The organism is Streptomyces sp. NPDC042371 (assembly GCF_056437465.1).
The window spans coordinates 1,062,262-1,075,604 of the sequence record NZ_JBWKAP010000001.1 but is presented as its reverse complement, the minus strand read 5'-3'; the positions used below and the strand labels follow the sequence as shown (position 1 = coordinate 1,075,604).

General features: G+C 72.6%; 12 protein-coding genes and 1 tRNA gene. 5 read left to right on the top strand and 8 right to left on the bottom strand.

Annotation, left to right across the window (positions count from 1 at the left end; translation table 11 throughout):
- Positions 1-5 precede the first annotated feature (5 nt).
- Positions 6-1,409, bottom strand: coding sequence for an amidase (locus tag AC068B_RS04690; protein ID WP_478668966.1), 1,404 nt, complete (start codon positions 1,407-1,409; stop codon positions 6-8).
- 28 nt (positions 1,410-1,437) lie between these two features.
- A complete protein-coding gene (locus AC068B_RS04685) occupies positions 1,438-2,415 on the bottom strand; it encodes a D-2-hydroxyacid dehydrogenase (RefSeq protein ID WP_468562755.1) in 978 nt (325 codons plus the stop codon).
- Between the two features lie 291 nt (positions 2,416-2,706).
- On the opposite strand from AC068B_RS04685, the gene AC068B_RS04680 reads away from it, so the two are divergent.
- Together AC068B_RS04680 and AC068B_RS04675 are read left to right on the top strand one after the other, a co-directional pair.
- Positions 2,707-3,537: a maleate cis-trans isomerase family protein gene (locus AC068B_RS04680; RefSeq protein ID WP_478668965.1), complete on the top strand. Its 831-nt coding sequence runs from the start codon at positions 2,707-2,709 to the stop codon at positions 3,535-3,537.
- Positions 3,534-4,271, top strand: a complete 738-nt coding sequence (locus AC068B_RS04675) for a maleate cis-trans isomerase family protein (protein ID WP_478668963.1) — start codon at positions 3,534-3,536, stop codon at positions 4,269-4,271. The genes AC068B_RS04680 and AC068B_RS04675 overlap by 4 nt, the downstream gene beginning before the upstream one ends.
- Here the strand turns inward: AC068B_RS04675 and AC068B_RS04670 are convergent.
- Positions 4,261-4,521: a hypothetical protein gene (locus AC068B_RS04670; protein WP_356264857.1), complete on the bottom strand. Its 261-nt coding sequence runs from the start codon at positions 4,519-4,521 to the stop codon at positions 4,261-4,263. The two genes, AC068B_RS04675 and AC068B_RS04670, sit on opposite strands and share 11 nt — an antisense overlap.
- Positions 4,518-4,766, bottom strand: a complete 249-nt coding sequence (locus tag AC068B_RS04665) for a hypothetical protein (RefSeq protein WP_359352349.1) — start codon at positions 4,764-4,766, stop codon at positions 4,518-4,520. The genes AC068B_RS04670 and AC068B_RS04665 overlap by 4 nt, the downstream gene beginning before the upstream one ends.
- 149 nt (positions 4,767-4,915) lie before the next feature.
- Here AC068B_RS04665 and AC068B_RS04660 point away from each other — a divergent pair, with 149 nt between their 5' ends.
- On the top strand, positions 4,916-6,016 hold the full coding sequence (locus AC068B_RS04660; protein ID WP_478668962.1) for an LLM class flavin-dependent oxidoreductase: 1,101 nt from the start codon (positions 4,916-4,918) through the stop codon (positions 6,014-6,016).
- A gap of 28 nt (positions 6,017-6,044) precedes the next feature.
- On the opposite strand, the gene AC068B_RS04655 is transcribed toward AC068B_RS04660, so the two are convergent.
- On the bottom strand, positions 6,045-7,859 hold the full coding sequence (locus AC068B_RS04655; protein WP_478668961.1) for a putative bifunctional diguanylate cyclase/phosphodiesterase: 1,815 nt from the start codon (positions 7,857-7,859) through the stop codon (positions 6,045-6,047).
- Positions 7,860-8,187: 328 nt separating this feature from the next.
- Between AC068B_RS04655 and AC068B_RS04650 the strand changes: the two genes are divergently transcribed.
- On the top strand, positions 8,188-9,468 hold the full coding sequence (locus AC068B_RS04650; protein WP_478668959.1) for a M6 family metalloprotease domain-containing protein: 1,281 nt from the start codon (positions 8,188-8,190) through the stop codon (positions 9,466-9,468).
- Positions 9,469-9,539: 71 nt separating this feature from the next.
- Here the strand turns inward: AC068B_RS04650 and AC068B_RS04645 are convergent.
- The 3 genes from AC068B_RS04645 to AC068B_RS04635 all read right to left on the bottom strand — a co-directional run bounded on the left by AC068B_RS04645 (position 9,540) and on the right by AC068B_RS04635 (position 10,741).
- Positions 9,540-9,613, bottom strand: a tRNA-Lys gene (locus AC068B_RS04645).
- Positions 9,604-10,272 carry a bifunctional DNA primase/polymerase gene (locus tag AC068B_RS04640; RefSeq protein WP_478668958.1) on the bottom strand — a complete coding sequence of 223 codons (669 nt, stop codon included), beginning with the start codon at positions 10,270-10,272 and terminating at the stop codon, positions 9,604-9,606. Before AC068B_RS04640 ends, AC068B_RS04645 begins: the two co-directional genes overlap by 10 nt.
- A 118-nt stretch (positions 10,273-10,390) precedes the next feature.
- Positions 10,391-10,741 carry a hypothetical protein gene (locus AC068B_RS04635; protein WP_356264842.1) on the bottom strand — a complete coding sequence of 117 codons (351 nt, stop codon included), beginning with the start codon at positions 10,739-10,741 and terminating at the stop codon, positions 10,391-10,393.
- 149 nt (positions 10,742-10,890) lie between these two features.
- Here AC068B_RS04635 and AC068B_RS04630 point away from each other — a divergent pair, with 149 nt between their 5' ends.
- Positions 10,891-13,284 (top strand): ATP-binding protein, encoded by a 2,394-nt coding sequence (locus AC068B_RS04630; protein WP_478668957.1) that lies wholly within the window; start codon positions 10,891-10,893, stop codon positions 13,282-13,284.
- The last annotated feature ends 59 nt before the right edge of the window (positions 13,285-13,343 follow it).

Here is a 13,343-nt window from a genome sequence, read left to right as displayed (position 1 = left end):
CGCGTTCAGCCGAGTGCGGGCGGCGCGATCGCGGCGCTGCCCGACTCGTACAGCGCGTGCGCGGCACGGAGCACCACCGTGTCCGCGTGCCGCGCGGCGACGATCTGCACGCCGATGGGCAGGCCGTCGTCGTCGACCCCGCAGGGCACCGTCGCGGCGGGCTGCTGGGTGAGGTTGAAGGGGTACGTGAACGGGGTCCAGCCGGTCCACCGCCGGTGCCCCGACCCCTTCGGCACCTCGACGCCCGCCTCGAACGCGGTGATCGGCAGCGTCGGCGTGACCAGCAGGTCGTACGTCGAGTGGAAGCGGCCCATGCGGCGCCCGAGGTCCATCCGGATGTCGACGGCCGTGAGGTAGTCAAGCGCGCTGTACCGGGCGCCCTGACCGCAGATCTCCCGCAGCCCCGGGTCGAGCAACTCCCGTTGCGCGGGCGACAGATGCTGCACGACGCGCGCCGCCCCGCTGAACCACAGGGTGTGGAAGGCCTCCACCGGGTCGGTGAAGTCGGGGTCGGCCTCCTCGACGTACGCGCCCTGCGCCGCGAGCGACTCGACCGCCCGGCGCACCGCCGCCGCGACGGCGGGACGCACCGCGACCTGACCGCCCAGCGAGGGGGAGTAGGCGATGCGCAGCCCGCGCACGCCCCCATCCAGGCCCGTGCGGAAGCTCCCCGCCACGGGGCCCAGCTGCGACCAGTCGCGGTCGTCGGGGCCCGTGATGACCTCCATCATCAGGGCCGCGTCCGCCGCGTCGCGCGTCATCGGCCCGACGTGGGCGAGCGTGCCGAACGGGCTCGCGGGATACAGCGGCACCCGGCCGTACGTCGGCTTCAGCGCGAAGATCCCGCAGAACGACGCCGGGATCCGCACCGAGCCGCCGCCGTCCGTGCCGAGCGAAAGGGGGCCCGCACCGACCGCCACGGCGGCCGCGCTGCCCCCGCTGGAGCCGCCGGACGTGCGCGACGGATCATGCGGATTCCGGGTGATGCCGCTCTGCGGTCCGTCCGTCACGCCCTTCCAACCGAACTCCGGTGTCGTGGTCCGCCCGATGAACACCGCGCCGTGCTCGCGCAGCCGGGCGACCGCAGGTGCGTCCTCGTTCCACTTGCCCTCCGGACGCACTGTCCGCGAGCCGCGCAGCGTCGGCTCGCCCCGGAGCAGGAGCAGGTCCTTCACCGACACCGGAACGCCGTCCACCAGGCCCTGCGGCGCACCCCGCCGCCACCGCTCCGCGCTGGCCTCGGCCTGCGACAACGCCGAATCCCGCGTCAGCCGCACGAAGGCGTTCACCGCGGGCTGGGTCTCCTCGGCCCGGCGCAGGGCGGCACGGACCGCGTCGACCGGACTGAATTCGCCCTTGCGATAGCCATTGACGAGTTGTACGGCCGTGAGATCCGCGAGCTCGGTCATGCAGGCTCCTCAGCAGACGGGGGGGGGATCAATGACCTGGGACATACCCACGTTCCTTGTCGACCACGTTCGTCAGCGGCCGGTCCGCCGCCCACGCCTCGAACAGCTCGACGAACTGCGCGCCCAGCGCGTCGCGCCAGCCGATCGTGTCGCCGCTCATGTGCGGGGATACGAGCAGTCCCGGCGTCGTCCACAGCGGGGAGTCCGCGGACAGCGGCTCGTTCTCGAACACGTCGAGGGCGGCGCCCGCGATCCACCGCTTGGACAGGGCCTCGACCAGGTCGTCCTCGACGACGAGGGGCCCGCGCCCGATGTTGATGAACCGCGCCGACGGCTGCATGAAGCCGAAGCGCCGCGCGTCGAACATGCCCCGCGTGTCGTCCGTGAGCGGCGCCGCGCACACCACCCAGTCGGCCCGCGCCATCAGCCGGTCGAGCTCCTCCGTGGCGTGCACCCCGGGGCGCGCCGTGCGGCCCACCAGGGCGGTGATGATGCCGAGCCCCTTCAGCGTGCGCACGATGGCCCGCCCGATGGGCCCCGAACCGATCACGCACGCGCGCGTGCCCGCGATCCGCTGGGTCTCGCGGTGGCGCCAGGAGCGCTCGCGCTGCAGCTCCAGGGTGCGCGGCAGGTCCTTGGCCATGGCGAGCACCAGCGCGGCCACGTACTCCGCGATGGGCTGGTCGAAGACGCCCCTGGCGTTGGTCACCACGGTGTCGGACGCGGCGAGTTCGGGGCACATCAGATGGTCCACGCCCGCGCTCGCGGTGTGCACCCAGCGGGGCCGCGGCCCCTCGCCGGGCCAGGCGCGGCGCACCGCGTCCGAGGTGAAGTCCCAGACCAACAGCGCGTCGGCGAGGGGCAGTCGCTCGGCCAGCGTGGCCTGGTCGGCATGGAGGATCCGGGCCTGCCCGGCCAGGCTTCCGAGGCGTGGCGGCGGGGTCGGTGGCTCGGCGTCAAGGACGAGGACGGTCGTTTCGGAAACCGAAGGGACACCGTTTCGCAATGAGATTCCGCTTCCCTGTTCAGAGGTACGGCCGAGCCCCGTCACAAAGTCGGCTCAGCCGTCTGAGATGTGCGGATTGACCACGCTCGCACCCGAACCTACCTTCGTCAACAGAGGCACTGCTGTACCGGCTCTCCAAGAACCAGTACTCTCCGTGCAGCCGATCGCACACGCTGTGTTGGTGCGCCCGCGCAGCCACTCCCCGTCCCGACGTCCCGGCGCGTCGCCGGCATCGCTCGTCCCCGGCCCCCGGCCGGTCCCTGAACACACGCACGACCTTGGGGACTGCTCATGGACGTCTCTTTTCTCGGCGGACCACACCCTCAACGCGGTGTAGGTGTCGTCGCCCCCTTCGACTTCGTCCTCGACCGCGAACTATGGCGCTGGATCCCGGACGAGGTCTCCCTTCATCTGACCCGGACGCCGTACGTGCCAGTGGAGGTCAGCCTCGACCTCGCGCGCCTGGTCAGCGAGCACGAGACCCTCGCCGAGGCGGTCCGCGCACTCACCGCCGCCGAGCCCGAAGTCCTTGCGTACGCCTGTACGTCGGGCAGCTTCGTCGGCGGCACACCGGGTGAACGCGCGATGTGCGAGGCCATGACCCGCGAGGGTTCGGTCGCCTCGGTGACGACCTCGGGCGCGCTCCTGGAAGCCCTCGACGAACTGGGCGCGCGGCGCATCGCGCTCGTCACGCCCTACACCTGGTCGGTCACCCAGTCCCTGGAGGAGTATTTGGCGGAGGCGGGGGTGGCCGTTGCGGGACGCGCCTACCTCGGCCTCACCCGGCACATCTGGAAGGTGCCCTACCGGGACGTGGCCGACATGGCCCGCCGCGCGGTCCGCGGCAGCGAAGGCGGCGTGAACTGTCTCTTCATCAGCTGCACGAACCTGCCGACGTACGACGTCATTCCGCAACTGGAAGCGGAACTGCAGATGCCGGTGATCTCCGCGAACCAGGTGACGATGTGGTCGGCGCTGCGTCGACTGGGTACCCGTGCGGTAGGGCCCTATCAGGCACTGATCGATCCGACGGCGAGGCCGGGCGCGAGCCCGCTGAACCCGCCGGCACCGCCCCAGGGCCTGCCCGAAGTACCACCCGCAGAAGGAGGAGGCTGGACGTGACGGCACTCGGATTTCTCTACCCGGGGCACTCGGCCGAGGACGACTACCCCCGCATGGAGCAGATGCTCGGCAGCGACATCCGGCTGCAGGTCGTCCACACGGACATCGGCGAGGACGCGCACCGGGTCGACGCGCTGCTCGAAATGGGCTCCGCCGACCGGCTCGCCGCGGGCGTCGAGGAGCTGCGGCTCTCCGGCGCCGAGGCGGTCGTGTGGGCGTGCACCAGCGCCAGCTTCGTCTTCGGCTGGGAGGGCGCGCACGACCAGGTCCGCAAGCTGGCCGTGACGGCAGGACTGCCCGCCTCGTCGACGTCGTTCGCCTTCGCCCACGCCGCGCGCGAGGTGGGAGCCACCCGCGTCGCGGTCGCGGCGACGTACCCGGAGGACGTGGCCGGGCACTTCTCGGCGTTCCTGAAGGACGCGGGCGTGGAGGTCGTGGCGGCCAGGGGGAGCGGCATCATCACGGCGGCGGAGGTCGGCACGTGGGGCCGCGACGAGGTCTTCGCGCTGGCCCGCGCGGGCGACCACCCGGACGCCGAGGCGCTGCTCCTGCCGGACACGGCCCTGCACACGGCGGCGTACGTCCGTGATCTGGAGGCCGAGCTCGGCAAGCCCGTCCTGACGGCGAACCAGGTCACGGTCTGGGAGGCCCTGCGGCTGGCCTCGCGGCGCGTGAACGCCCCGGCGCTGGGCGCCCTCTTCACGAAGGAGCCCTTGGTCCAGGTCAAGGGCTGAGGATCAGTCTCACCACCGTTAACGTCTGGACGGATCCGGAGACGTAGTACAGGACGATCGCGCCGTCGACCGTGGCCTCCCTGCGGTCGGGGTCGTCCCGCACGGGCGTGGAGCCGTGGCCGTACGGATACCGGCCCACGGTGCGGGAGAGTGCGGCGCGGAACGCGTCGGCGTCACCCATCTTGGAGAGGGTGTCGTCGGCGGGCGGCGCGTAGGTGACGCGGTGTGCCCTGCGGTGGCGCGGGCTCATGACGTGCCCCGTCGCTCGGCCTCGTCCGAGGCGAGCCGGGCGAGGCGGGCCTCGGCGTCGGGATCGGGCACGGCCTCCAGCATCCAGTGCCGCATCACCGCGTGGATCTCGTCGACCCCCGCCGCGTTGATGGCCCGGTCGAACTCCGCGCGCCGGTCCGCGGGCAGGGCGGCGCGGATGTCGGGGATGGTGTTGGGCACCTCGACCTCGACTCCGTCGACGAGGGTCTTCAGGGGATCAGCCATGGCCAGCACCGTAGCCGGGCGGCCGCGCCGACGTGCGGGGAATAAAACGGAGTGAGCCTCCTGTTGCTGGTTCCGTGGCCACGGGCGCCGGTTCCGTGGCCGCGCGAGCCACGAGACGACGTACGTACGCAGCGCAGGAGGCACCCCAAGTGACAGTGGACCCCACCGACGACGGCATCCACGGCGAGCGGCACGGCACCGCGCCGGTCCCCCTGTCCGTGCTCGACCTCGTCACCGTCGGCGCGGGGCGCACCGCCACCGACGCCCTGCGCACCAGCGTCGACATCGCCAAGCAGGCCGAGGCCCGCGGCTACCACCGCTACTGGGTCGCCGAGCACCACTCCATGCCCGGCGTCGCCTCCTCGTCCCCGGCCGTGATCCTCGCCCACCTCGCCGCCCACACCGGACGCATCCGGCTCGGCTCGGGCGGCGTCATGCTGCCCAACCACGCGCCGCTCGTCATCGCCGAACAGTTCGGCACCCTGGAGGCGATGGCCCCGGGCCGCGTCGACCTGGGCCTCGGCCGCGCCCCCGGCACGGACGGCGCCACCGCCGCCGCCCTGCGCCGCACCCAGCGCCTCAACGAAGGCGCCGACGACTTCCCCGAGCAGCTCGCCGAGCTCACGCGCTTCCTGGACGACGACTTCCCCGACGGCCACCCCTACCGCCGCATCCACGCCGTCCCCGGCCCCGTCCAGGCGACCTCGCCCGGCGGCGTCCAGTCCCCGCACCGCCCGCCGCTCTGGCTGCTCGGCTCCTCCGGCTTCAGCGCCCGCCTCGCCGGTGTCCTCGGCCTGCCGTTCGCCTTCGCGCACCACTTCTCCGCGCAGAACACGATCCCGGCGCTCGACCTCTACCGCGAGTCGTTCAAGCCCTCCGCGCTCCTTGCCGCCCCGTACGCCCTCATCGGCGTCTCCGCGCTGGCGACCGAGGACGAGAACGAGGCCCGCCGCCAGGTCATGGCCGCCGCCCTGAACATGGTCCGCCTGCGCACCGGCCGCCCCGGCCTCGTGCCCACCCCCGAGGAGGCGGCGGCGCACGAGTTCACCGAGATGGAGCGGGAGTTCATCACCAGCTGGAACTCCAACGTCATCCACGGCACCCCCGACCAGGTCCGCAGCGGCCTCGACGACCTCGCCAAGCGCACGGGCGCCGACGAGCTCATGCTCACCGCCAACGCCCACAGCGGCGAGGCGCGCCTGCGCAGCTACGACCTGATCGCGGACGCGTACGGCCTGCCGAAGGCGTAACCACCCCTGCGTCGGAGGGGCCGACCGCTCAGGCGGCCCCGTCCAGCAGTATGGAGATACGATCCGCCGCGACCGGCCGGGAGTAGAGCCAGCCCTGTCCCGTGTCGCAGCCGATCCGCCGCAGCCGCGTGGCCTGGGCGGCCGTCTCCACGCACTCCGCGGTGACCGTGAGCCCCAGCCGGTGGGCGAGCTGCACCATCGCCTCGACGATGACCTCGTCGGCGGGGTTGGTGTGCTCCTCGCCCTCCTCGTACTGGAAACCCCGTACGAAGGAGCCGTCCAGCTTGAGGACGGAGACGGGGAGCCGGCTCAGGTAGGCCAGGTTCGAGTAGCCCGTCCCGAAGTCGTCGATGGCGATCCGCACGCCCATGTCGCTGAGCGCCTGCAGCGCCTGGAGCGGGCGGCCCGCCGACCCCATCACGGCGGACTCGGTGAGCTCCAGCTGCAGGAGGTGGGCGGGCAGCCCGGTCTCGGCGAGGATCTCCGCGACGTCCGCGACCAGGTCCGAGTCCCACACCTGCCGCACCGCCACGTTGACGCTGACGAACACGGGCTCCCGCTCCGGGTGCTCCAGCTGCCAGCGCCTGGCCTGCAGACACGAGCTCCGCAGCACCCAGCGGCCCAGCTGCACGATCGAACCGTCCTCCTCGGCCAGTCCGATGAACCGATTCGGCGTCAACAGGCCGAACTGCGGATGCTGCCAGCGCACCAGCGCCTCGACCCCGTGCAGGCCCTCGTCGTCGAGCCCCACCAGCGGCTGGTACTCCAGGACGAACTCGCCGCGCTCGACGGCGGGCCGCAGCGAGCTCGCGAGGGCCTGCCTGGTCATCCGGTGGGCGTTGCGCTCGGGGTCGAACAGCGTCCAGCGGGCCTTGCCGTCGGTCTTCGCCCAGTACAGCGTGGTGTCGGCGGCCTGCATCAGACCCGTCGTCGTGGTGCCCGCGGCGCGCCGCTCCACGACGCCGATCGACGCGGAGACGGAGAGCCGCTGCCCGGACAGGTCGAACGGTTCCTGCAGCGCCTTCAGCGTCGTGTCGGCGAGCTCGGCCAGCTGATCCGTGCCGGTCGAGTCCTCCACGAGCAGCGCGAACTCGTCGCCGCCGAGCCGGGCGACCAGCGGCGCCGTCGATCTGCCGTACCCGGCCCGGTCGGCGCAGCGCGTGAGCCGCTCCGCGACGGCGGCGAGCAGCCGGTCGCCGACCCGGTGGCCGAGGGTGTCGTTGACCGCCTTGAACCCGTCGAGGTCGAGGTAGCAGAGCCCGATCCGGCCGGTGCTCGTGTCGTCGTACGTCCCCGCCTCCAGGGCGGTCGCGAGGCGCTCGAAGAACAGGTTGCGGTTGGGCAGCCGGGTCACCGGGTCGTGCATCTGCACATGGCGCAGCCTGGCCTGCAGCTCGCGGCGCGTGCTGATGTCTGCGGCGGCGAGCAGGACGGCGCCGCCCTCGTCCCGGTCGACGGGCTCCGGCATCGGCGAGACGGTGATCTGTACCCAGAGTGACTGCCCGTCGGGGTGCTTCAGGCGCCGGGTGCAGCGCAGCTTGGCCTGGCGGCCGCGCAGCACCTCGCGGTACGCGTGCCAGGTGCGGGCGTCGGAGGCCAGATCGGTCAGGTCGGCGGCGACGCGCCCGGTGAGCGCGCCGGGGGCCGCGCCGAAGAGGGCGGCCATGGCGTCGTTGGCGCTGATGACGAGGCCCTCGCCGTCGACGACCGCGAGGGGGAGGGGCGCGGTCGCGAAGGCGCCGCGGTAGTCGGACCCGTCGATTCGGCGACGCTCCGTGACGTCGGTACGGGTTCGGTCGGGCGCTGTGACCGTGGATGCGGTCCCTTCGGACGTTCCGTTCACCGCTTGCTCCCGCAGTGCAGTTTGTTGCCGGACAGGTCTTGTCGGGCGGCGGGCAGGGGGCGGGCGGCGGTGGGGGGACCGGGCCCGCGCAGGAAAGTGTGCCGATCATAGAGGCTGGCCAGAGGCCCGTTCCAGCCGTGTCACCGGGCCGGGTGGGGTGCACCGTCGTCGGCAGATCGTTTCTGCTCGGCCCTGAACTGGTTCCGTTGCGACCCGATCGATTGTGACGTTCCGTGAGCGTTCGGGGTGTCGCGCCCTTGTTCCGTACTCACTCGGAAGGGCCAGACAAACAGGGCGTACTTCAACAAAACATCACAAGGTGGGTGAGGTGTCCCGCATTCCGCACCCGGAGGTCGACGTGCCGCGTCAGCTCCCCCCTTGGGGACTCACCCGTGGAGGGGAGAACTCCCGCCTGCGCAGCACCGCCGCCTTCCTCACCTCGCTGACCGCCCTGGCCGCCACCTCACTGGTCGCGGGCCCCGCGATCGCCGATTCCACCGCGGGACCGTGCGCCCTGCGCCGCACCGCCGCGCACCACTCGGAGGGCCTCGACACCTGGAACACCGCCTACCCGCGCCCGGCCAGGACCCTGAACGCGGTGATGGTGTTCCTCTCCTTCCCCGACTCCCCGCCGCAGACCACCCCCGACGAGCTGACCGCCGACTACTTCCCTGCCACCAGCCAGTTCTTCGAGCGAGCCTCGTACGGCAAGTTCGCGCTGCGCCCGCACCCGCGGCGCGAGTGGGTCGAGATGCCGCGGGACTCCCTCTCGTACGCCATACAGCGCGACTGGAACCCCAAGCGCCGCGCCGCCTACCTGCGGGACGCGGTGGCCGCCGCCGATCCGCACGTGGACTTCTCGCGGTACGACGTCGTGTACTTCGTCGCGGACCCGGACGCGCCCGGCGTCGACTCGGACGCCACCAAGGTGGTGAACTTCGACCGGCCGATGCGGGCCGACGGCACGGACATCCGGCGCATCGTCACCGTCTTCGAGCGGCACCCGCCGGACCGCAACGTCCTGGCCCACGAGACGGGCCACGTCTTCGACCTGCCCGACCTGTACCACCGGCCCACCGACGGCAAGGGTGACTGGGACACCTACGTCGGCGACTGGGACGTCATGGGCAGCCAGTTCGGGCTCGCTCCCGACCTCTTCGGCTGGCACAAGTGGAAGCTGGGCTGGCTGGCGCCGCGGCAGGTGCGGTGCGTGGGCGTGGGGACGGAGCGGCTGACCATGGAGCCGCTGGCGGCCCCCGTGGCGCCCGGCGCCCTCGGCGGCACCCGGCTCGCCGTGGTCCGTACGGGCCGGGACAGCGTGCTCGCCCTTGAGGTGCGCGGCTCCACGGGCAACGACCACGCGACGTGCACGGAGGGTGTGCTCGCCTACGAGGTGCGGAACGAGACGGCGTCGGGCGGCGGCCCCGTCGAGGTCGTCGACGCCCATCCGGAGTCGGAGTCCTGCTGGGGCGACTCGGTGTATCCGCAGCTGGCGGACGCGCCGGTGCGGGTGGGGGAGAGCTTCACGGTGCCGGGCCACGACGTGCGCGTCGAGGTGGCGGGGCGGACGGCGTCCGGGGCGTGGACGGTGCAGGTCACGGCGGGCTGAGGCGGCGTACGAGCTGCTCGCGCCGATACGCGAGAAGCCCCTCGCTTCCGCGAGGGGCTTCTCACCGTCTGTGCGCCGCCAGGGACTCGAACCCCGGACCCGCTGATTAAGAGTCAGCTGCTCTAACCAACTGAGCTAGCGGCGCCTGCTGACGTCGTAGACCTTAGCACTCTGATCGCCGCCAGGAAAAATCGATATGCGCACGGCGGCCGACACCGCGGAGCGGGCCGCGCGGACGCACGCCCAGAGGACCACCTCGGGCCCCGGGAGCCACGGATGCCGGGTGCCGGGGGCCACCAGCCAGCGCGATCCCAGGCGGCCGCCGGGCGCGGTGCGCGGGGCGCCCTCGGCGGCCTCCGGGACCTCTGCGGGCGCGGTGAGCGGCGGCACGGTGACCGCGTCGCCCGTGCCGTGACAGAGCACGGAAGGGACCGCCGCACCCCACTCCTCCCACTCCAGGAGGGCGGGCAGGCGCTGTGCGGTGCCGGGGGCGGTGAAGAGCAGGACGCGGCCGCGGTGCGCGGCGACCGGGCCCGATCCCGGGCCCTCCTCCCATAACCGGTCGAGCATCCGCCGCCCGAAGACCGCGGGGACGCTCACCACGTCGAACGCGGAGCCGCAGGGGAGCACGGCGGGGGCGTCGGGCCGACTGCGCCAGTGGGCGAGGGCGCTGCGCGGATACGTTTCGGCGGAGGCCAGCCAGGCGGCTCCCTCGGCGGTGACGTCGTCACAGGCGTCGTGGGCGGGCCCGGTGGGGGACGGGCCGACGGGGGACGGGGCGGTGTGGAGGGATGTACTGCTCATGGCAGGTACGTCTACCGGTAGTGAAGGTTCCATTTCTGGCGGTTACGGGAAACCGGGACAGGAGGGAGTGGGGTGGGGTACCTTGCCCCCTTGTCATATGCCAGACGATCTTGATCCGCTAACGCTTCTCGGCGCCGCCCCGCAGCAGATCACGGCCGAACTCGACCATCTTCTTCGCGTAGTCCTCGGTCCACTCCGCGCGCTCCGCGATCAGCGCGGGCGTCATCCGGTCGAAGCGGCGGGGGTCGGCGAGCTGGGCGGCCGCGATCGCCTGGAACTCGACGGACCGGTCCGTGGCGGCGCGGAACGCGTGGGTCAGCTCGGTCGCGCGGTCCAGCAGCTCGCGCGGGTCCTCCATCGACTCCAGGTCGAAGAAGTGCTCCGGGTCGGCACCGGCCTCCGCCGGTTCGAAGAGCAGCGGCGCGGGCCGCATGCGCTGTTCGGTCCGGGGCCGCTCGGGCTCCGCCATGGTTGTTCCTCCTCGTACGTCGGCCATCTCCTATTGTCCCTTGCCGCACAAGTGGGCCACGGGGCCCGCGCGGTGGCGTACCTCTCAGCACGGCAGGGCCGGTCCTCACTACGCTGACCGGGAGTGCGGACGCGACCGGTGGGGGGACCATGACGCGGCACGGCGGGGGCCCGGACGACTTCGCATGGCCCTGGCCGCACGCGGCCGACGTGGCCCTCTACCGGAACGTCGTCCAGGGCTGCCTCTGGGAGCCGCGGCTGCGCCAGTACTACGGCCTGCGCCTCGCGGTCTCGCCCGACGCCCTGGAGCGGACCGCCTACGGGCGCACCTTCGTCGACGTGGTGCACGACGAGACGCGCGCGGAGTACGAGCTCTACCGGCGGACCGCGGACCTCCTCGCCCACCATCGAAGGCGGCGCGCCGAGTTCGGTGGGGTGCCCGCGCCAGACGCCTGGCTGCGGGCCTGGGCGTTGCTGGCGCTCGCCAGCCTCCTGTGGTGGACGGTCGGCGTGTGGCTGGTCGACGGCCGCGGCGCCGAGTGGACCGGCCGCGCCCTGGTGGGCGGCCTCCTGCTCGGCGCGCTCGTGGTGGCCGTCCGCGCCGACTCGCGCCGTCGCGTGGTGGCCGCGGTTGGCCTGGTCCGGTCCGGCGGCGCGGCACGACGGCTCGGACGGCGGCTGACCGGGCGGCGCGAGGAGTGGCAGCGGGCCCTTGAGGGGAACGGCGTGCTGCCCGGCCTCGAGGAGGCGGCAAGGGACCTGCTCGGCCCGGCGTGGGAGCAGTTCCTCTCCGGCGAATCCTTCGACGGGCTGCGGGAGTTGCACAGTCCGCAGTACGTGGTCCTCAGCGCCGCCGAGCAGCAGCTGAAGCAGCGGATGAACCAGATCCACGGCGGCACGATCGCGGTCTGCGGGCCGCGCGGCGCGGGCAAGACCACCCTGCTGAGGGCGTGCTCCACCCATCAGCAGGAGACGCCGCGCGACTTCTCCGTGTTCGTCAGCGCCCCGGCCGAGTACAGCCCGCACGAATTCCTGCTCGCGCTCTTCGGGAAGGTGTGCGCGGGCTATCTGGACGAATTCGGCACGGGCGTGCCGGACCTCGGCGAGTACCGGCCCCGCAGGCGCCGCGCGCTGACGGCGGGACTGCAGGCGTTGCGCTGGCTGGTGCGGATGGCCCTTGCCCTGGGGGCGATCGCCGCCGGGCTCTACCAGGCCGCGCTCTGGTCCCGGGAGGAGTTCGTCTCGCCGCGGGACGTGGACCGGATGCGGGAGAGCGGCGCGGACGCCTGGGCGAGCGCGGTCGGCTTCTGGCAGGACCATCCGTGGATCGTCGGCATCCCGCTCGTGTACGTGGGCTTACGGCTGTTCCCGTCCTTCCGGCGCCCGGTGCGGGCCAGGGCGTCCCTCGACGAGAGGTGCGTACGGCACCTGGCAAGGCTGCGCACGGTGCGGAACACCACGACCGGGATGAGCCTCGGCCTCCCGCAGGTCCTGGGCGCGGCGACCACCGCCTCCAGCTCCACCTCCGTCTCGTCCGTGCCGTTCACCTTTCCTGAACTGGTCGCTGAGTACCGCGAGTTGCTCGAAGCCATCGCCGACGAGGTGGGGCGGTGGCACGGCGTCCGCGTGGTCATCGCCATCGACGAACTCGACCGGCTCGGCGATATGGAGACGGCCCGGAGGTTCCTCGGGCAGATCAAGGCCGTCTTCGGCGTCCGGAACGTCTGCTACCTCATCTCGGTGGCGGAGGACATCGGCGCCGCCTTCGCCCGGCGCAGCCTTCCCCACCGGGATGCCACCGACAGCTCCATCGACGACACGTTCTACGTACCGCCGCGCACCACAGGGGAATCGGAGCAGATACTCGCCCGGCGGGCCGAGCGCCTCGGCCACCCCTTCGTGCTGCTGGCGCACGTCCTGTCCGGCGGGATACCGCGCGACCTCATCCGCTACGCACGCCGCCTCGCCGGGGCGCAGCACGACGCCACGCAGGGGGAGGAGCGGGACCTGATCCGGCGGGTCGTCCAGGAGGAACTGGTCAACACGCTCGAGGGGTTCCGTACGCTACTGGCCCTGACGGACGCGGGGCCCGAGGGCGGCCCGCTGATGAGCCGCCTCCACGCGCTGGTCCGCCTGCTGCACCCGGCGTACGGCGCCGACGAGCGGGAGATCGAGGCGCGCCTGCGGGAGTTGGTGGGGGACGTCGGCACGGCGCCGACCGGCGAACCCGCACGGCCCGACGGTCCGGATCCTGCCGCCCCCGAGCCGGACGCGGGCGGTGGCCTGCGCCACGAGGTGGTCGTCTGCACGTACTTCGCCTTGACGCTCCTCCAGGTGTTCGGCAGGCCCGACCTCGACCCGCGGCGCCGACGGGCCCAGAGCAAGGGACCGGACGGCGAACTCGACCGGCTCGCCGAGGCGCGCCAGGAGCTGGCCATCTCCTCGTACAGCGCACACACGATCCTCGACCGCTTCCGCGCGGCGTGGGAGCTGCCCCGGATCGTGCCGCCGACGGCGGCGTACCGGACTCCGTCGCCCCGTTAGCCCCCTGGCAGCCCCACCGTCCCGCGGCCTCTAACGGGGCCGCCAGGCCACCCGGTGTT

Excerpts from the sequence above, each read along its gene's own strand:
- AC068B_RS04690 (WP_478668966.1), bottom strand. The coding sequence starts at position 1,409 with ATGACCGAGCTCGCGGATCTCACGGCCGTACAACTCGTCAATGGCTAT.
- AC068B_RS04680 (WP_478668965.1), top strand. The coding sequence starts at position 2,707 with ATGGACGTCTCTTTTCTCGGCGGACCACACCCTCAACGCGGTGTAGGT.
- AC068B_RS04670 (WP_356264857.1), bottom strand. The coding sequence starts at position 4,521 with ATGAGCCCGCGCCACCGCAGGGCACACCGCGTCACCTACGCGCCGCCC.
- AC068B_RS04665 (WP_359352349.1), bottom strand. The coding sequence starts at position 4,766 with ATGGCTGATCCCCTGAAGACCCTCGTCGACGGAGTCGAGGTCGAGGTG.
- AC068B_RS04640 (WP_478668958.1), bottom strand. The coding sequence starts at position 10,272 with ATGAGCAGTACATCCCTCCACACCGCCCCGTCCCCCGTCGGCCCGTCC.
- AC068B_RS04635 (WP_356264842.1), bottom strand. The coding sequence starts at position 10,741 with ATGGCGGAGCCCGAGCGGCCCCGGACCGAACAGCGCATGCGGCCCGCG.
- AC068B_RS04630 (WP_478668957.1), top strand. The coding sequence starts at position 10,891 with ATGACGCGGCACGGCGGGGGCCCGGACGACTTCGCATGGCCCTGGCCG.